Origin of the sequence: Aeromonas sp. sif0611 (assembly GCF_019218845.1) — a bacterium.
Lineage (GTDB): Bacteria > Pseudomonadota > Gammaproteobacteria > Enterobacterales > Aeromonadaceae > Aeromonas > Aeromonas media.
The window spans coordinates 256,674-275,740 of the sequence record NZ_JAHUWU010000005.1; the positions used below are offsets into that span (position 1 = coordinate 256,674).

The window sequence follows — 19,067 nt, forward strand, 5'->3', positions numbered from 1 at the left end:
TTGACTCCTGTGGAAACGGCGCGATTTTACCATCTGCGGGCCTCGCAGTCAGAAAAAGCGCCTCATTCGATCAGGGCCAGGTAGCGAGGGGCCTCCCGCTTCACCTGCTCCAGGGCATCTTGCAGCTCCAGCAGCTCGGGTTCGAGCTCGCTGACGGCCACACCGTCGCGCAGTTGCTGCTCGAGCTGGGAGAGCAGGCGTTGCAGGCCGGGCACCCCGGAGTAGGCACAGCCGCCGTTGAGGCGATGGAGCTGGGCCAGCACCTCGTCATCCTCCACTCCGCCCGTCAACGCGGCTTCCAGCATGGGATCCACCTCGTCGAAGCTGGCCAGCAACATGGTCAGCATCTCTTTGGCGAGTGCCTCTTTGCCCGCCGCCTGGCGCACCGCCAGGGCCCAGTCTATCTGTTGATCCCCCTGGTTCTGATGACGCCTGTGGGCGAAGTCGGTGATGAGCTGCGCCAGCATGCCCTCGTCGATGGGCTTGGACAGGTAGTCGTCCATGCCTTGGCGGATCAGACGCTCCCGCTCACCCGGGATGGCATGGGCGGTGACCGCGACGATGGGGGTCTCGGTGTTGAGGGAGTGATGCCGAATAGCCTGGGTGGCGCTGATGCCATCCATGACGGGCATCTGGATATCCATGAAGATGATGTCGAACGGCTGGCTCTGGGCCAGGTTGACCGCCTCCTTGCCGTTCTTGCACACCACCACCTCGGTCACCATCTCCTTGAGCATGGCGGCGATGAGCTTGAGGTTGGCCGCATTGTCATCCACCGCCAGCACCTTGACGGCTTGCACCCGGCGAGGCGTCGGCGCGGGCAGCGGCGTTCGCCTGGCCGCTTCGGGGGAGAGCAGGGCGTGCAGCAGTTTGCGATGGTTGATGGGCTTGGAAAGGCAGTGGGCGGCGCCATGGGCCAGCATGGCGTCATAGAGCGCCGGCTCGTGGCTGCTGAGCAGCACTATAGTGTTCTGTTGCCCGCTGAGGCCATCGAGACGGGCTATCACCTGTTGCGGGGTATGCAGGGTACTGCCGCCGATGATCACCATGTCCTGGCTGCCCATCTCCGGCCAGCCGTCTGCCATGGTCAGCGACTGCACGTCCAGTTGCCATTCATCCAGCAGGGAGAGCAGGGAGGCGTGGGTGAAGGGGTCTGGCTCCAGCAGCCAGACCCGCTTGCCCAGGATGCGATCCAGCGGCAGCCGTTCGGTCTGGGGCAGGGGAGAGACTTCCAGCTCCAGATTGAACGAGAAGACGGAGCCCTTGCCAAGCTCGGACTCGAAGCGGATCTGGCCTCCCATCTGCTGCACCAGCTTCTGGGTGATGACGAGCCCGAGCCCGGTGCCGCCATAGCGGCGGGAGATGGAAGAGTCGGCCTGATTGAAGGCCTGGAACAGCTGGCGCTGCTGCTCTTCCGAGATGCCGATGCCGGTATCGCGGATGAGGACCCGCAGGCGCACCTTGTTGCCGTTGGGGGCCCCGGTCTGCTCGACACGCACATCGACGTTGCCGCGCTCGGTGAACTTGATGGCGTTGCCGGTGAGGTTGGTCAGCACCTGTTGCAGGCGCATGGGGTCGCCGGTGAGATAATCTGGCACGGCGGCATCCACCTGCAAGGAGAGCTCGAGTTGCTTGTCATGGGCACTCGGCCCCAGCAGGTGCATGGTCTCGTTGAGGGTGTCGCGCAGGCTGAACGGTATATGCTCGAGCTGCAGCTTGCCTGCCTCCAGTTTGGAGAAGTCGAGGATGTCGTTGATGATGCCGAGCAGGTTGCGCGCCGACTTCTCTATGGTCTGCATGTAGTCGGTCTGACTCGGTGTCAGGCTGGTTTTGAGCAACTGGCGGGTGAAGCCGATGACGCCGTTGAGCGGGGTGCGCAGCTCGTGGGACATGTTGGCAAGAAACTCGGATTTGACCCGCGCCGCCTCCTGAGCCCGCTTCTTCGCCATGTCGAGTTCGACGTTCTGGATCTCTATCTGCTCGAGCGTCTCTCGCAGATCCGAGGTCGCCTGATCGATGTTCTGCTGCATCTCTTCATGGTATTCGGAGAGTGCCTTGGCCATGGCATTGATGCCGTTCTTCAGCATGTCCAGCTCGCCGGTGAGCTGACCGCTGACCCGGGTATCGAGGCGACCCTCCCTGATCCTGTGCACCGCCTGCACCATGTCGGTGATGGGCTGGGTCACGCTCTTGACCAGGCGGAAGCCGAACAGGGTACTGATGGCGAGGCCGATGAGCACGATGATCACCGCGAAGAAGGCGTCGCGATACTGCAGGACGATGGCTCTGTCGGTGGCGAGCTGCATGGAAATGTAGCCGATGACCGGCGGCTCCAGATCGCTCGGCAGGGGGAAGCCGTCCAGGCTGGTCTCGGCCTGGATAGGGGTGCGCAAGATGATGTCATCACCGTTGAAAGAGACGCTGGTCAGCGCCGGGATGGCGCTGCCGTCCGGCAGGCGCAGCTGGCTGAAGTCCCTGTGATAGTTGGACGTCACGAACAGCTGGTTCTCCTGGGTGAAGACGGCGATGGACTTGATGAAGGGGGAGTTCTTGCGATGGGTCAGTCCGATCAGCCGCTTGAGGGATTCGCGACTGTGCTGGGTCATGCCGTATTCACTGGCGATGGCTAGGGGCTCTATGATGTTGATGCCCTGATCGATCAGGTTGTTTTCCAGCTGATGGTAGCGGTGGAAGGTAAAGTAACCGGCGATCAGGCCGCCGATGATCAGGGTTGGCAATATGGTAAATGCCAGTACACGGGCTCTGAGGCCGTACTTGGTCATGCTGATAAACCGCCGGCAAACATGATGAAGATCATAGCCCTGGGAGCGTGTGGGCGCAGGGGGAGGGCTGGCAATACAGGCGATGTCACCGTACGGGCGCTCAGGCCGTATCCTGTCATATCAATGGGCCACTTATGGTCAGATTGGGCAATGGTGCAGAGGCTGCAGCTCGGGCCCTCAGGCCGCATTTGGTCATACTATTATTCTTGTGGGACAATGGCCTGCTGCAGATTCCACAATCATGACATAGCCACCTATAGGCACCAAGTTTTATGGCCCAGTTTTTCAAGCCCCAAAAGAAATCAACCCAGCCCCAACGTATTGAATTTACGATAGACAGTCTGGACCACCACTGTGTCGGTGTCGGCCGTCATCAGGGCAAGGCCATCTTTGTCGAAGGGGCACTCCCTGGTGAGCTGATCAAGGCTCGCATCGTTGATGACAAGAAGCACTATGCCCACGCCGCCCTGCAACAGATAGTGACCCCGGTAGCCAATCGCATCGATCCCTTCTGCCCCCATTATCGCGAGTGCGGCGGTTGCAGTGCCCAGCACCTCGGCGAAGCGGATCAGCAGGCGGTCAAGGAGGCCGGGCTGATCAGCCTGTTCGAGCGCCTTGGCAACATCAAGGCACCGGCGCTCGAGCCCGTGCTCAAGGGAGAGTCCCGCAGCTATCGCCGGGTCTGCCGTCTCGCCATCAAGTTTGACAAGAACGGTCGCTGCACTCGTGTGGGGTTCCGTCGCCGTCAATCCAATGACCTGGTGGAGGTGGCGGGCTGCCCCGTGCTGGCCGACCCCCTCTCTGCCCTCATCACCCCGCTGCGCGAGTGCCTCAATCGTTTGAAGAGCCAGCGCGAACTGGGGCATGCGGAGCTCATCCAGGCCGAACAGGGCATCATGATGCTGCTGCGCCACACTGGTCGTCCTAACGAGGCGGATCGCGCCCTGCTGGTGGCATTTGCCGAGGCCCAGGGGATAGACCTCTATCTGCAGGCGGCGGATGAGCGCATTGAACCCCTGCGTCAACAATTTCAGCCGAGCTACACCCTCGATGGCCTGTCTCTTGCATTCGCCCCTGGCGACTTCATTCAGGTCAACGGCCCCATCAACCAGAGCATGGTGACCCAGGCGCTGGCGTGGCTGGGGGCGACCAAGGACGACAAGGTGCTGGATCTCTTCTGCGGCATCGGCAACTTCACCCTGCCGCTGGCCCGTCAGGCCCGTGAAGTGGTGGGAGTCGAGGGGGAGCTCGCCATGGTGGCCCGTGCCGAGGAGAACGCCCGTCGCAACGGCATCGACAACGCCCGTTTCTACAAGGCGGATTTGAGCGGCGACATCGTCGGCATGTCCTGGGCGCGGGAAGGCTTCGATCTGGTGTTGCTGGATCCGGCCCGGCCCGGGGCGCTGGAAGTCATGAGCCACGTGGCGGCACTTTCGCCCAAGCGGGTGGTCTATGTTTCCTGTAACCCGGTCACCCTGGCCCGGGACAGCCAGGTGCTGGTGAAGGGGGGTTATCGACTGGCCCGTCTGGGGATGCTGGACATGTTCCCTCACACCGGTCATCTGGAGTCCATGGCGCTGTTTGAACGGGATTGAGCAGGCTGTTTTGAGATTGCCGGTGCTGCGTTTTGTCGGCCTTCCGATGCCGGTAGCGCTGTTTGCGCAGGGGTGATTAGGGTAATCTAGATCTGCAAAAATGGGCCTGATGTGCGAGAGAAACCTGTTGCCGGGATCGGCAACATGCCTTGAAAACTCTCCCGCGCATCCCCATTTGAGGCAGTCATCAGCTGATGAGGGGATGGCAGAAAGCATCGGCTTTCGGCCCCACAATTTTAAGGATTGATACCATGGTTGCGGTGCGCGAAATTCATTTGAAAGACAATTTCACTCTGGAGGAGTGGGTCAGTTCCCTTACCCTGAGTGAAAGCGACAAGAATCAACTGCGAACCGTCTACCAGTACTGTCTGACGCTTGGCGACGAGGCGCTCACCAGCCGCCTGCTGGTGCGTGGCGTCGAGATGGTGGGCATACTGTTGATGCTCAGCATGGATCTCGCCACCCTCAAATCGGCCATTCTCTATCCCTTCGTCGAAGCCGGCCTCATCAAGCAGGAGAAGGTGAACGAGGACTTCGGTCCCAAGATCGCCAAGCTGGTGGAAGGGGTGCTGGAGATGGAGGCCATCCGCTCTCTGCAGACCCTGCACCGCAGCGAGACCTCACCGGAGCAGGTGGACAACGTGCGCCGCATGTTGCTCGCCATGGTGGAGGATGTGCGCGCTGTCGTCATCAAGCTGGCGGAGCGGATCGCCTGCCTGCGGGAAGCCAAGCTGGCGGATGAGGAGACCCGGGTGCTGATGGCCCAGGAGATCACCAACATCTATGCGCCCCTTGCCAACCGCCTCGGCATAGGTCAGCTCAAGTGGGAGCTCGAAGATCTCGCCTTCCGTTACCTGCACCCGGATACCTACAAGCAGATCGCCAAGCAGCTCGACGAGAAACGACTCGATCGGGAGCGCTACATCCGCGAGTTCGTGCAGTCCCTGCGCGATGCGCTTGCCGAAGCCGGGGTCGAGGCCGAGGTCTATGGACGACCGAAACACATCTACAGCATCTGGCGCAAGATGCAGAAGAAGCATCTCGAATTCAACGAGCTGTTCGACGTGCGTGCGGTGCGGGTGATCACCAAGCGGCTGCAGGATTGTTATGCGGCGCTCGGCATCGTCCACACCCATTTCCATCATATTCCCCGCGAATTTGACGACTATGTCGCCAACCCCAAGCCCAACGGCTACCAGTCCATTCACACAGTGGTAGTGGGGGAGGAGGGGAAGACGGTGGAGATCCAGATCCGCACCGAGCAGATGCATCAGGATGCCGAACTCGGCGTGGCGGCTCACTGGCGCTACAAGGAAGGGGCCCAGGCTGCAGCCAAGACCAGTACCTTCGAAGACAAGATCGAGTGGCTGCGCAAGCTCCTCGCCTGGCAGGAGGATCTCTCCGAGAGCGGCTCCCTGCTGGACGATCTGCGCAGTCAGGTGTTCGAGGACAGAGTCTATGTGTTCACCCCCAAGGGGGACGTCATCGACCTGCCGGCGGGGGCTACCCCGCTCGATTTTGCCTATCACGTTCACAGCATGATCGGCCACCGCTGCATCGGGACCAAGGTGGATGGCCGCATAGTGCCCTTTACCTACACGCTGCAGACCGGTGATCAGGTGGAGGTGATCACCCAGAAGGAGCCGAACCCGAGCCGCGACTGGATGAACCCCAATGCAGGCTTCCTGCGCTCCAGCCGGGCGCGGGCCAAGGTGGCGACCTGGTTCAGAAAGCTGGATAGGGACAAGAACATCGCCGCCGGCAAGGAGCTGCTGGAGAAGGAGCTGGACAGGCACAACCTGACGCTCTCCAAGGTGGACAAGGTGGTGCTGGAGCGCTTCCATGCGGAGGAGCTGGAAGATCTGCTGGCCGGCATCGGCAGCGGCGACATCCGCATCAACCAACTGCTCAACTACCTCGACACTCGTTACAACAAGCCGACGGCGGAGGAAGAAGACCGCCGCCTGCTGGAGAAGCTGGAGCAGAAGGCCAATGCGCCCTTCCGCCCCAAGGCCAAGGATCACATCGTAGTGGAGGGAGTCGGCAATCTGATGACCCACATTGCCCGCTGCTGCCAGCCCATCCCGGGGGACTCCATCCAGGGTTTCATCACCATGGGCCGCGGTGTCTCCATCCACCGGGAGGATTGTGAGCAGCTCAAAGAGCTGTCGCGCCGCAACCCTGAGCGACTGATCGATGCGGTCTGGGGGGAGAACTACTCCGGCGGTTATGGCCTCACCATCCGCATCCTCTCCAATGACAGATCCGGCCTGCTGCGTGACATCACCACAGTACTGGCCAACGAGAAGATCAACGTCATGGGGGTGCGCTCGCGCTCCAACGTGCGCGAGCAGACTGCCGAGATCGACATGGAGCTGGAGATCTACAACATCAACGCCTTTAACCGGGCCTTGGCCAAGCTCAGCCAGCTCAACGACGTGATCAGTGCCAAGCGCCTCTGATACCCGATAAATAGTGACCGGCCCCCGTGGCCGGTTGTGCTTTATGACCCTTCTTGAACGAATCGAAAGCGAAGATCCCATGTCCCAACGTTACGACCTCCCTCAATTGCTCGACATCATGGCTCAACTGCGCTCCCCGGACGGGGGTTGCCCCTGGGATCTCAAGCAGAGCTTCCAGACCATAGTGCCCCACACCCTAGAAGAGGCCTACGAGGTGGCCGATGCCATCGAGACTCAGGATTGGGATGGATTGAAGGGGGAACTCGGGGATCTGCTGTTCCAAGTGGTCTTCTACGCCCAGCTTGGCAAGGAGCAGGGACTGTTCGATTTTGCCGACATAGTCGATGCGGTGAGCGAGAAGCTGATTCGCCGCCACCCCCATGTGTTCTCCGATGCGGACCTCGGTGACGAGCAGGCGGTCAAGGTGAACTGGGAGGCGGAGAAGGCCAAGGAGCGGGCCGCGCTGGATAAAGAGAGCGTGCTCGATGACATCCCCCTCTCGCTACCAGCCCTGACCCGGGCAGCCAAGATCCAGAAGCGTTGCGCCACCGTCGGTTTCGACTGGAAGACGCTCGGGCCGGTAGTGGACAAAATCCACGAAGAGATCGAGGAGGTGATGGAAGAAGCGCTGATGGTCGATGTGGAGGAAGAGAGGGTGAGCGACGAGCTCGGCGATCTGCTGTTTGCCACCGTCAATCTGGTGCGGCACCTGGGCAAGGACCCTGAACAGGTGCTGCGGGGCGCGAACGCCAAGTTCGAACGACGTTTTCGTCAGGTTGAGCAGTTTATTGCAGCGGAAGGGCTGAAAATGACGGATTGCACCCTGGAGAAGCTGGATGCCGCCTGGGGCCGGGCCAAGGAAACCGAGCAAAGTTGATTTGGCGCAAGACGAGGGAGCGGTGAGCCTGATAGATTTTTGTTCATTGTTTGGGAGAGGGGGTTTTGGTATACTGTTTCCCCGTCCTGCTTCATCCCCGAAGCACCCCTTAAAATTCCCTAAACTTCTTTCAGGTTCAGCATGACGACAAAATATATTTTTGTAACTGGTGGCGTTGTTTCATCCCTCGGCAAAGGCATTGCCGCAGCTTCTCTGGCAGCCATTCTGGAAGCCCGTGGTCTGGATGTGACCATCATGAAACTGGACCCCTATATCAACGTGGATCCGGGCACCATGAGCCCGACCCAGCACGGTGAAGTGTTCGTAACCGAGGACGGGGCTGAGACCGATCTGGATCTGGGCCATTACGAGCGTTTCATCCGCACCAAGATGACCCGTCGCAACAACTTCACCACCGGCCGCATCTATGCGGACGTGCTGCGCAAAGAGCGTCGTGGTGACTATCTGGGCGCCACCATCCAGGTCATCCCGCACATCACCAACGCCATCAAGGAGCGGGTGATTGCCGGCGCCGAAGGCCATCAGGTGGCCATCGTCGAAGTGGGCGGCACAGTGGGCGACATCGAGTCCCTGCCGTTCCTCGAAGCCATTCGTCAGCTGGCTGCCGAAGTGAGCCGCGACAATGCCATGTTCATGCACCTGACGCTGGTGCCTTACCTGGCCGCCGCCGGCGAGGTGAAGACCAAGCCGACCCAGCACTCCGTCAAAGAATTGCTCTCCATCGGGATCCAGCCGGATGTGCTTATCTGCCGCTCCGATCGCGCCATCCCGGCCAACGAGCGTGCCAAGATTGCCCTGTTCTGCAACGTGCCGGAGCGCGCCGTCATCTCCATGAAGGACGTCGACTCCATCTACAAGATCCCGGCCCTGCTCAAGTCCCAAAATCTGGATGACTACTTCATCGCCCGTTTCGGCCTGGAGTGCAAGGAAGCCGACTTGTCCGAGTGGGAACAGGTGGTCTACGAAGAGGCCAACCCGACTGCAGAAGTGACCATCGGCATGGTCGGCAAGTATGTATCCCTGCCGGATGCCTACAAGTCCGTCAACGAAGCACTCAAGCACGGCGGCCTGAAGACGCGTCTTTCCGTCAACATCAAGTACATCGACTCCCAGGACATCGAGACCCGTGGCTCCGAGCTGCTGGAAGGTCTGGACGCGATCCTGGTGCCGGGTGGCTTCGGTGAGCGTGGCGTGGAAGGCAAGATCCTGGCCGCCCAGTATGCCCGTGAGAACAAGATCCCTTACTTGGGTATCTGTCTCGGCATGCAGGTTGCCATGATCGAATTTGCTCGCAACGTAGCGGGCATGACCGGTGCTCACTCCTCCGAATTCAAGAAAGATTGCGCCTATCCGGTTGTCGGCCTCATCACCGAGTGGGTGGATGAAGAGGGCAACGTCGAGACCCGTACCGAGAAGTCTGATCTGGGCGGCACCATGCGTCTGGGTTCCCAGCTCTGCCACCTGGTGGAAGGCTCCAAGGTGCGCCAGATGTACGGCAGCCCGACCATTTACGAGCGTCACCGTCACCGTTACGAGGTGAACAACAAGCTGCTGCCGCAGATCGAAGCGGCCGGTTTGAAGGTGACCGGTCTTTCCGCCGACAAGAAGCTGGTGGAAATTATCGAGATTCCGGATCACCCTTGGTTCGTGGCTGCGCAGTTCCACCCGGAGTTCACCTCGACTCCCCGTGATGGCCACGCCCTGTTCGCCGGTTTTGTTAAGGCGGCAGGCGAGTATCAGAAGCGTAATTTGAAGTAATTGAAAATAAATGCGGTTGGGGCTCTGTGCCGCAGCCGCTTTTTTTGGCATATTTTTGTTGTTTTTTTACGAAACCTGAGGAAATACACATGTCCAAGATCGTTAAAGTGATCGGTCGTGAAATCATCGACTCCCGTGGTAACCCGACCGTTGAGGCCGAAGTTCACCTGGAAGGTGGTTTTGTTGGTATGGCAGCCGCTCCGTCTGGCGCGTCCACCGGTTCCCGCGAAGCGCTGGAACTGCGTGACGGCGACAAGAGCCGTTTCCTGGGTAAAGGCGTGCTGAAAGCCATCGAAGCCGTAAACGGCCCGATCGCTCAGGCTCTGCTGGGTAAAGATGCCAAGGACCAGGCCGCTATTGACCAAATCATGATCGACCTCGACGGTACCGAGAACAAATCCAAGTTCGGCGCCAACGCCATCCTGGCCGTTTCCCTGGCTAACGCCAAAGCCGCTGCTGCTGCCAAGGGCCTGCCGCTGTACGCCCACATCGCCGAGTTGAACGGCACCCCGGGTGTCTACTCCATGCCGCTGCCCATGATGAACATCATCAACGGTGGTGAGCACGCCGACAACAACGTCGATATCCAGGAGTTCATGATCCAGCCGGTTGGCGCCAAGACCCTGAAAGAAGCCATCCGCATGGGTGCCGAGGTCTTCCACAACCTGGCCAAGGTACTGAAGTCCAAGGGCTACGCCACTGCAGTGGGCGACGAAGGCGGTTTCGCACCGAACCTGAAGTCCAACGCCGAAGCGCTGGAAGTGATCGCCGAAGCCGTTGCCGCTGCAGGTTACAAGCTGGGCACCGACATCACCCTGGCCATGGACTGTGCCGCTTCCGAGTTCTACGACGCAGAGAAGAAAGAGTACAACCTGAAGGGCGAAGGTCGTATCTTCACCTCCAACGAGTTCTCCGACTACCTGGCCGACTTGACCACCAAGTTCCCGATCGTCTCCATCGAAGATGGCCTGGACGAATCTGACTGGGAAGGCTTCGCCTACCAGACTGCTGAACTGGGCAAGAAAATCCAGATCGTGGGTGACGACCTGTTCGTAACCAACACCAAGATCCTGAAGCGCGGTATTGACAACGGCATCGCCAACTCCATCCTGATCAAGTTCAACCAGATCGGTTCCCTGACCGAAACTCTGGCTGCCATCAAGATGGCCAAGGACGCTGGCTACACCGCCGTCATCTCCCACCGCTCCGGTGAGACCGAAGACGCGACCATCGCCGACCTGGCCGTGGGTACCGCTGCTGGCCAGATCAAGACCGGTTCCATGAGCCGTTCTGACCGTGTTGCCAAGTACAACCAGCTGATCCGTATCGAAGAAGCCCTGGGTGCCAAGGCTCCGTTCCGCGGTCTGAAAGAAGTCAAAGGCCAGTAATTACTGCCTGCAATTCTTAAGCTGTTGAAAAGCCCCGCCACTCTGGCGGGGCTTTTTTGTATCCGTCGCCACCCCATTGTCAGGCCAGCCGCTGATCGGCGGCGGTTTTCGTATGGTTGCCGCCAATCTGGCGCCAAGGCCGCCCGTCCTGGGAACTGCGCAGTTTTTTGGCCCTCGTCTGCGGGGCCCCGCCATCTTTTTTAGTCCCCCGGCCCGTCTGGCACACCGGCTTTCTTTTGTCTTGCCTGCGAATATGGGAAACTAGGCCGCTTGAAGGAGACTCAGTGCATGCGGCTACTCACTCTTATCCTGCTCCTCCTGTTGGGAGGACTGCAATATGACTTCTGGCTGGGGAAAAACGGCCTCTCCGATTATCGGGATCTCTCCAATGCCATCGAGCGGCAACAGCAGGACAATCTGGTTCTCAAGGACCGCAACAACCTGATTTACCGGGAGATTGACGATCTGACCTCGGGCCTTGAGGCCATCGAGGAGCTGTCGCGCAACGATCTTGGCTACATCAAGCAGGGCGAGACCTTCTACCGGATCATTCCCAAAGACAAAGACCAAGCAACGGAGCCGGACGGCGTCCCCTACGATGACTGATTGCCACAGCGGGCTGACCGCCATAGTTCCGGCCGCCGGTATCGGCAGCCGCATGGGAGCAGACTGCCCCAAGCAGTACCTGACACTGGCGGGGAAGACCATCCTGGAGCATACGCTCGGCTGTTTACTGTCCCATCCGGCTATCGTTCGGGTGATAGTGGCGCTGGCGCCGCACGATGAGTGGTTCGAGCAACTGGCCGTGGCGGCCGACCCGCGGGTGCTGCGAGTGGAAGGGGGAAGCGAGCGTGCCTATTCGGTGCTCAACGCCCTGCATGTGGCAGAGGGGAAGTGGGTACTGGTGCACGACGCCGCCCGTCCCTGTCTGACCCAGGGGGATCTCGATGCCCTGATAGCCTGTGCCATGGCGTGCGATGGCGCCATTCTCGGCAGCCGGGTACGTGACACCATGAAACGCACAGACGGGGCTGGCAACATAGTGGCGACCGTCGAGCGCGAACAGCTTTGGCATGCCCTGACGCCGCAGATGTTTCCCACCGGCACCCTGAAGCGGGCGCTGGAGGAGGGGCTGGCCCTGGGGGCCCTCATCACAGACGAAGCCTCCGCCATGGAGCGCGCCGGTTTTACCGTGAAGATGGTGGAGGGGCGTGCCGACAACATCAAGGTGACCCGCCCGGAAGATCTCTCCCTGGCCGAGCTCTTTTTACAACAACAGAGTGCGCGCCAGCAGGCGCGACCCGATTGACCCGCAGAGGGGCCCGCATGATCCACATTGGACATGGTTTTGATGAGACAGATTTCTGTGTATTGAGGGGGGATCAGGCATGATGCGAATTGGACATGGTTTTGACGTGCACAAGTTTGGCGGGGTTGGCCCCTGCATGCTGGGTGGCGTCCCGGTACCCTATGAGCAAGGCCTGCTGGCCCACTCCGACGGCGACGTCGTGCTGCATGCGGTGAGCGATGCCCTGCTGGGGGCCATAGGCGCCGGCGACATCGGCCGTCACTTCCCCGATACCGCCGCCGAATTCAAGGGGATCGACAGCCGCATCCTGCTGCGGGACGTCTTTGCCCGGGTGCAGAAGTCGGGCTATGCCATCGGCAACCTGGATGTGACCATCATCGCCCAGGCTCCCAAGATGGCACCCCATATCGAGGCCATGTGCGCCGTGCTGGCGGCCGATCTGCAATGTGATTTGAACCGGGTGAATGTCAAGGCGACCACCACAGAACAACTCGGGTTTACGGGGCGCAAGGAAGGGATCGCCACCGAAGCCGTCGTCTTACTGGTGAAACAATGATGCTGGAACAGCTGAGCTATCTGCACGGGGCGCCGGTCGCCCGCGGTATCCTCAAGGCCGAGGCCGCCGACTTCGTGGTGAATGAAGATCTCGGCTTCGAACCCTGCGGGGAAGGGGAGCACATCTTCGTGCGGGTGCGCAAAACCGGCGAGAACACCGCCTGGGTCGCGGGTCTGCTGGCCGATGCGGCCGGCGTCAACCGCAATGCGGTGACCTGGGCGGGTCTCAAGGATCGCCACGCGGTGACCGAGCAGTGGTTCGGCATTCATCTGCCGGGCAAGGGCGAACCGGATCTCTCTGTCATCCAGAGCGACAGCATCCAGATCCTGCAGGCCAAGCGCCACAACAAGAAGCTGCGGGTTGGCTACCTCAAGGGCAACCATTTCACCCTGCGCCTCACCGGTCTGGAACAGGCAGGCGATCTGGAAGCCCGGCTGCAGGCCATCGCCACTCAGGGCGTGCCCAATTACTACGGCGAGCAGCGCTTTGGCCGGGATGGCAACAACCTGGACGCGGCCAAGGCGATGTTTGCCGGCAAGCGGATCAAGGATCGCAACAAGCGCTCCCTCTATCTCTCCGCCGCCCGCAGCATGCTGTTCAACGCCATTGTCAGCGCCCGCATCGAACAGGGGCTGGCACACCAGCTGCTGGCCGGTGACTGTGTGATGCTGAGGGGCAGCCACTCCATCTTCAGTGAAGAGGTGCTGACTCCCGAGCTGGAGGCGCGCCTCGCCTCCGGCGACGTGCAGCTCACCGCCCCCCAGTGGGGCCGTGGCCGACTGGCGAGCCAGGGTGCCGCCGCCGAGTTTGAACAGGCAGTGCTGGCCCCTTACGCCGAATGGTGTGACGGACTGGAGAAGGCTGGACTGGATCAGGACAGGCGTCCACTGCTGCTCAAGCCGGAGCAGATGAGCTGGCAGCAGGATGGCGAGGTGCTGACTATCTCCTTCTTCTTGCCGGCCGGTGCCTTTGCCACCAGCGTGGTGCGCGAGTTAATGCAGGCCGAAGAGGCCGATCACGGTTTCAGGAACCCAACCGATGCGAATTCTGGTCAGTAATGACGATGGAGTACATGCCGAGGGCATTCGTGCCCTCAGCGAGGCGCTGACTGCCTGCGGCGAAGTCATTGTGGTGGCGCCGGATCGCAACCGCAGCGGCGCGAGTCACTCCCTGACGCTGGAAGTGCCGCTGCGGGTTACGCGCCTTGGCGAAACCGGCTTTAATGGCCGCGAGAGCTATGCGGTGAAGGGCACCCCGACAGACTGCGTGCACCTGGCGGTCAACGAGTTGGTGCGCCCGGAGCCGGACATGGTGGTGGCCGGAATAAACCACGGCGCCAACCTGGGGGATGATGTCATCTACTCGGGCACGGTCGCGGCGGCCACCGAGGGGCGTCACCTTGGCTTCCCCTCCATCGCCATCTCTCTGGTGGGCAAGACCCACTTCGCCACGGCGGCCCACTACGCGGCCCTGCTGGTGAAGGGGCTGATGAAACATCCCCTGCCTGCCGACCAGATCCTCAACGTCAACGTGCCGGACCTGCCCCTCGAGCAGATCAAGGGGATCAGGGTGACCCGCCTTGGCAACCGCCATCCCGCCGAGTCGGTGATCCGCAGCGAGGATCCCCGTGGCCAGCCCATCTACTGGATAGGCCCTCCCGGCAGCCAGCAGGATGCGGGAGACGGCACGGATTTCGCCGCCATCGAGCAGGGTTATGTCTCCATCACCCCGTTGACCATCGACATGACTGCCTATGACAGTCTGGCGAGTCTGGGTGCCTGGCTGGATCTGCAGGGATGACGTTGTGATAGTACAGCGCCTGTTGAATCAACTGATTGCCCAAGACATTCGTGATTTCCGCGTGCTCGCGGCGATTGCGAAAGTGCCGCGCCAGCTGTTTGTGGATGAAGCCATGGCCCACAAGGCCTGGGACAATACGGCCCTGCCCATCGGCCACGGCCAGACCATCTCCCAGCCCTACATAGTGGCGCGGATGACAGAGTTGCTGATCCAGAACGATCCGGCCCATGTGCTGGAGATCGGCACTGGCTCCGGCTATCAGACCGCAGTGCTGGCCCACCTGGTGGAACATGTCTACACGGTGGAGCGGATCAAGTCGCTGCAGTTCCAGGCCCGGCGCCGGCTGCGCCAGCTCGACCTGCACAATGTCTCGGCCAAGCACGGCAACGGCTGGCTGGGCTGGCCCAACAAAGGGCCGTTTGATGCCATCCTGGTGACGGCCGCGGCGAGCGAGGTGCCCAAGGCCCTGACCGATCAGCTGGCTGAAGGCGGGCGTCTGGTACTGCCGGTGGGGGATAGCCAGCAGACTCTGCAGCTGATCGAGCGATCCGGCTCCCAGCTGACCAGCCGGATCCTGGAGCCGGTGCGTTTTGTTCCCCTGATTGACGGAGATGTGGAGTGAAGTTGTTTTCCCGTTTGTACGTACTGGTGATGCAGTGGGCCCGCCACAAGCACGCCCCCTGGTATCTCTCCATCACCGCCTTTATCGAGTCGGTGTTCTGGCCTATTCCGGTGGACGTGATGCTGGCCCCCATGGCGCTCGCCAAGCCACACAAGGCGTGGCACTACGCCGGGTTGGCAACCCTCTTCTCGGTGCTGGGGGCGCTGTTTGGTTATGCCCTTGGCTATGCCCTGTGGGAACCCGTGGTCCAGCCGCTGGTGATCTCGGTTGGCTATGAAGACAAGATTGCGCTGGCCGAGCAGTGGTTTGCGCAGTGGGGGGTCTGGGTGATTTTTATTGCCAGTTTCACGCCGATCCCCTACAAGGTGTTTACCGTTACGGCGGGCTTGCTCCACATGGCACTGCTGCCCTTTATCCTGACCTCGCTGATCGGCCGAGGCATGCGATTTTTCCTGGTAGCGGGTCTGATGCGGTGGGGTGGTGAGAAGATGGAGCGCAAGCTGATGCACTATGTGGATGTGCTCGGTTGGCTCTGTATTGGTTTGGCCATTGCGGCCTATTTCTGGTTTAGTCGTTAAGGATCCACTATGCGTTCGCGTGTTTGGCAAGGAAGCAGTGTCATCGTATTGTCATGGCTACTGCTTGCCTGCTCTTCCAGCAAGACTGCTGCCCCGGTACAGAGTCTGGGCAATGACCCCATTGCCTCGACCATCCCGACTCGTCAAAACATGGCCAATTCGGGCATGCAGGGTGGCAGTTACACAGTGGTGAAGGGGGATACCCTGTACTCCATCGCATTCCGTTCGGGCATGGATGTCGCATCCTTGGTCAGCCTCAACGGGATCAGCCCCCCCTACAACATCTATCCGGGCCAGCAGCTCAGGCTGGATGGCTCTTCCGGCGCTGTGGTCAGCACCGGCATAGCGATGAGCCGCCCTGTCACTAGCGGCAACGGTACCTATGAGGTGCGTCGTGGCGATACCCTGAGCAGCATAGGCCGCCAGTTCAATGTGTCCAATCAGACTCTGGCACAGCGCAACAACCTGCAGGCACCCTATTCACTCCATGTTGGCCAGGTGCTCAACGTGGGGGGCGCGGGGTCCTCGACTGGTCAGATGGTGGCGGCAACCACGCCTGTCGTGACCAGCACAGGTCCCAAACCTCTGGCGACGGCGCCGGCAGGTACGACCACACCGTTTATTGCTCAGAAAACGATTGCTCCTGCACCGTCAACAGCATACGCTCAGGCGAAAGAACAAAAAAACATCAGTTCCCAGTCAACTCTCTCCTGGCATTGGCCAGCGAAAGGACGGGTCGTTGAAGGCTTCTCCGTTGCAGAACAGGGCAACAAGGGCATCGACATCTCCGGCCAGAAGGGTCAACCCGTTTACGCCGCCAGCGGCGGCAAAGTGGTCTACGCGGGTAGTGCACTCAGGGGTTACGGCAAGCTGATTATTCTCAAGCACAACGATGACTACCTCTCTGCTTACGCCCACAACGACGAGCTGAGGGTCAGGGAGGGAGACTCCGTCAAAGGCGGAGCCGTCATCGCCAACATGGGTAGCACGGATGCGCCGGATGTGCGCTTGCACTTTGAAATCCGGTACAAAGGCAAGTCAATCAACCCGATGGGCTATTTGCCAAAGCGTTAACCCAGAGAGCTAGGTCTTACTCTGGTTCAGGTCAGGGAGACATATCATGAGCCAAGAACAACTGGTAATGCAGGATGCAGAGTTAGAGTTCGACGAAGAGCTGGAGGCCCAGGAGGAAGAAGAGGTTCAGGAGGTTGCCGCCGAGGCTGAGGAGACCATTTCCGATGAGCTCATGGTGCCGGAACTGAACAAGGTGATGGACGCCACCCAGCTCTATCTGGGGGAGATCGGCTTCTCCCCCCTGCTCACCGCCGAAGAGGAAGTCTATTACGCCCGTCGTGCCTTGCGCGGTGACAAAGCCGCGCGCAAGCGCATGATCGAATCCAACCTGCGCCTGGTGGTCAAGATTGCCCGGCGCTACAACAACCGCGGCCTGGTGCTGCTGGATCTCATCGAAGAGGGCAACCTCGGTCTCATCCGCGCGGTCGAGAAGTTCGACCCGGAGCGCGGCTTCCGTTTCTCCACCTATGCCACCTGGTGGATCCGCCAGACCATAGAGCGGGCCATCATGAACCAGACCCGCACCATCCGGCTGCCGATCCATGTGGTGAAGGAGCTGAACGTCTACCTGCGCACCGCGCGCGAACTCTCCCACCGCCTAGACCATGAACCCACCGCCGAAGACATCGCCTTCGCGCTGGATCGCTCGGTCGACGATGTGAACCGCATGCTCAAGCTCAACGAAAAGATCACCTCGGTGGATACTCCCATCGGCGGCGATCGCGACAAGGCCCTGCTCGATGTCCTGTCCGATGAGCGAGGCATGGGGCCAGAGCTGGAGTCCCAGGAAGATGACATGCGCAGCAGCATAGTCCACTGGCTGGAAGAGCTGAATCCCAAGCAGCGTGAGGTACTGGCTCGCCGCTTCGGCCTGCTCGGTTATGAGCCAGCGACGCTCGAAGACGTGGGGGCTGAGATTGGCCTGACCCGGGAGCGGGTGCGCCAGATCCAGGTCGAGGGGTTGCGCCGCCTGCGGGAGATCCTGCTGGGACAGGGGCTCTCCATCGAGGCCCTGTTTAGAACCAATTGATCCGAACTAGCTGACGGCTGTTATGCCGAGGACAGTCACAACAAAGGGGCCAGAGGCCCCTTTTTCATTGCGAGAGGATCCTTGGGATCACACGGGATCCAGGGTATCCAGCGGCCAGCGCGGCACCGCCTTGACGACCAGCGGCTCGAACACGCCCGCCTTGAGGCGTTGCATGCCGGCATAGGCGATCATGGCGCCGTTGTCGGTGCAATACTCGGTGCGCGGATAGAACACCTCGCCCTTGAGGCTCTCCATCAGCTCGGCCAGCTGGGCGCGCAGATGACGGTTGGCGCTGACACCCCCGGCCACTACCAGGCGCTTGAGCCCGGTCTCTTTCAAGGCGCGGCGGCACTTGATGGCCAGGGTATCGACCACAGCATCCTCAAACGCCCGGGCGATGTCGGCACGGGTCTGCTCATCGTCACCATTGGCGGCTATGGTGTTGGCGGCAAAGGTCTTGAGGCCGGAGAAGCTCATGTCGAGCCCGGGTCTGTCTGTCATGGGGCGGGGGAAGGTGAAGCGTCCCGTGGTGCCCTTCTCGGCCAGACGGGAGAGCAGAGGGCCGCCCGGGTAGTCCAGTCCCATCAACTTGGCTGTCTTGTCGAAGGCCTCGCCGGCGGCATCGTCGATGGATTCTCCCAGTAGTTGATAACTACCTATGCCGTCGACCCGCACCAGCATGGAGTGACCGCCGGAGACCAGCAGCGCCACGAAGGGGAACTCGGGGGCCCGCTCCTCCAGCATGGGAGCCAGCAGGTGGCCCTCCATATGGTGCACCGCCACGGCGGGTTTACCCCAAGCCATGGCGAGGGAGCGGCCTATGGTCGCCCCCACCAGGATGGCGCCAACCAGACCCGGCCCCGCAGTGTAGGCGATGCCGTCGATGTCATCTTTACCCAGTCCCGCCTCTTGCAATGCGGCCTGGATCAAGGGGATCGTCTTGCGGACGTGATCCCGGCTGGCGAGCTCGGGGACGACGCCACCGTAGTCCGCATGCAGCTTGACCTGGCTGTACAACTGGTGGGAAAGGATCCCTTTTTGATCGTCGAAGATCGCGATCCCGGTTTCGTCACAGGATGTCTCTATGCCCAATACACGCATTGCTAAAAAATTTCACTGCTAAAATGAGACGGCTATGGTAACCTTCGCGGGTTTTTTAAACCAGAGCGATCTCTGCGGGTTTACTTTCATTCCCTGTCCAGAGTATAATTTCG

The 19,067-nt window shown here is 60.7% G+C and carries 16 protein-coding genes; 14 read left to right on the plus strand and 2 right to left on the minus strand.

Features of this window, described 5'->3' with window-relative positions; all coding sequences use genetic code 11:
* Nucleotides 1–62: 62 nt before the first annotated feature.
* Complete coding sequence (barA, locus tag KW824_RS14245) at nucleotides 63–2,783, minus strand: two-component sensor histidine kinase BarA (RefSeq protein ID WP_218410123.1); 2,721 nt, start codon at nucleotides 2,781–2,783, stop codon at nucleotides 63–65.
* A gap of 272 nt (nucleotides 2,784–3,055) precedes the next feature.
* Between barA and rlmD the strand changes: the two genes are divergently transcribed.
* The 14 genes from rlmD to rpoS all read left to right on the plus strand — a co-directional run bounded on the left by rlmD (nucleotide 3,056) and on the right by rpoS (nucleotide 17,853).
* Nucleotides 3,056–4,378 carry a 23S rRNA (uracil(1939)-C(5))-methyltransferase RlmD gene (gene rlmD / locus KW824_RS14250; RefSeq protein WP_218410124.1) on the plus strand — a complete coding sequence of 441 codons (1,323 nt, stop codon included), beginning with the start codon at nucleotides 3,056–3,058 and terminating at the stop codon, nucleotides 4,376–4,378.
* 251 nt (nucleotides 4,379–4,629) lie between these two features.
* Entirely contained in the window at nucleotides 4,630–6,840 is a 2,211-nt protein-coding gene (gene relA, locus KW824_RS14255; protein WP_182786455.1) for a GTP diphosphokinase, read from the plus strand.
* A gap of 79 nt (nucleotides 6,841–6,919) precedes the next feature.
* On the plus strand, nucleotides 6,920–7,717 hold the full coding sequence (gene mazG / locus KW824_RS14260; RefSeq protein ID WP_182786453.1) for a nucleoside triphosphate pyrophosphohydrolase: 798 nt from the start codon (nucleotides 6,920–6,922) through the stop codon (nucleotides 7,715–7,717).
* Nucleotides 7,718–7,858: 141 nt separating this feature from the next.
* Nucleotides 7,859–9,496: a glutamine hydrolyzing CTP synthase gene (gene pyrG / locus KW824_RS14265; protein WP_005332766.1), complete on the plus strand. Its 1,638-nt coding sequence runs from the start codon at nucleotides 7,859–7,861 to the stop codon at nucleotides 9,494–9,496.
* Nucleotides 9,497–9,585: 89 nt separating this feature from the next.
* The gene (eno, locus tag KW824_RS14270; protein ID WP_025328247.1) at nucleotides 9,586–10,884 is read left to right on the plus strand and encodes a phosphopyruvate hydratase; all 1,299 of its coding nucleotides are present in this window, start codon (nucleotides 9,586–9,588) and stop codon (nucleotides 10,882–10,884) included.
* A 288-nt stretch (nucleotides 10,885–11,172) separates the two neighbouring features.
* On the plus strand, nucleotides 11,173–11,490 hold the full coding sequence (ftsB, locus tag KW824_RS14275) for a cell division protein FtsB (RefSeq protein WP_182786451.1): 318 nt from the start codon (nucleotides 11,173–11,175) through the stop codon (nucleotides 11,488–11,490).
* Nucleotides 11,483–12,193 carry a 2-C-methyl-D-erythritol 4-phosphate cytidylyltransferase gene (gene ispD, locus KW824_RS14280; protein ID WP_182786449.1) on the plus strand — a complete coding sequence of 237 codons (711 nt, stop codon included), beginning with the start codon at nucleotides 11,483–11,485 and terminating at the stop codon, nucleotides 12,191–12,193. Before ftsB ends, ispD begins: the two co-directional genes overlap by 8 nt.
* A 79-nt stretch (nucleotides 12,194–12,272) precedes the next feature.
* A complete protein-coding gene (gene ispF, locus KW824_RS14285) occupies nucleotides 12,273–12,749 on the plus strand; it encodes a 2-C-methyl-D-erythritol 2,4-cyclodiphosphate synthase (protein WP_182786447.1) in 477 nt (158 codons plus the stop codon).
* Nucleotides 12,749–13,807 carry a tRNA pseudouridine(13) synthase TruD gene (gene truD, locus KW824_RS14290; RefSeq protein ID WP_182788983.1) on the plus strand — a complete coding sequence of 353 codons (1,059 nt, stop codon included), beginning with the start codon at nucleotides 12,749–12,751 and terminating at the stop codon, nucleotides 13,805–13,807. The genes ispF and truD overlap by 1 nt, the downstream gene beginning before the upstream one ends.
* Nucleotides 13,788–14,549: a 5'/3'-nucleotidase SurE gene (surE, locus tag KW824_RS14295; protein WP_042648740.1), complete on the plus strand. Its 762-nt coding sequence runs from the start codon at nucleotides 13,788–13,790 to the stop codon at nucleotides 14,547–14,549. Before truD ends, surE begins: the two co-directional genes overlap by 20 nt.
* Nucleotides 14,503–15,171 (plus strand): protein-L-isoaspartate(D-aspartate) O-methyltransferase, encoded by a 669-nt coding sequence (locus KW824_RS14300; RefSeq protein WP_205598792.1) that lies wholly within the window; start codon nucleotides 14,503–14,505, stop codon nucleotides 15,169–15,171. Before surE ends, KW824_RS14300 begins: the two co-directional genes overlap by 47 nt.
* Nucleotides 15,168–15,749, plus strand: coding sequence for a YqaA family protein (locus KW824_RS14305; protein WP_043131999.1), 582 nt, complete (start codon nucleotides 15,168–15,170; stop codon nucleotides 15,747–15,749). The genes KW824_RS14300 and KW824_RS14305 overlap by 4 nt, the downstream gene beginning before the upstream one ends.
* Nucleotides 15,750–15,758: 9 nt before the next feature.
* Nucleotides 15,759–16,823, plus strand: a complete 1,065-nt coding sequence (locus tag KW824_RS14310) for a LysM peptidoglycan-binding domain-containing protein (RefSeq protein WP_043131997.1) — start codon at nucleotides 15,759–15,761, stop codon at nucleotides 16,821–16,823.
* A gap of 46 nt (nucleotides 16,824–16,869) precedes the next feature.
* Entirely contained in the window at nucleotides 16,870–17,853 is a 984-nt protein-coding gene (gene rpoS, locus KW824_RS14315) for an RNA polymerase sigma factor RpoS (protein ID WP_043131996.1), read from the plus strand.
* 87 nt (nucleotides 17,854–17,940) lie between these two features.
* Here rpoS and tsaD read toward each other — a convergent pair whose 3' ends face one another.
* Nucleotides 17,941–18,954, minus strand: a complete 1,014-nt coding sequence (tsaD, locus tag KW824_RS14320; RefSeq protein ID WP_043131995.1) for a tRNA (adenosine(37)-N6)-threonylcarbamoyltransferase complex transferase subunit TsaD — start codon at nucleotides 18,952–18,954, stop codon at nucleotides 17,941–17,943.
* Between the last annotated feature and the right edge of the window lie 113 nt (nucleotides 18,955–19,067).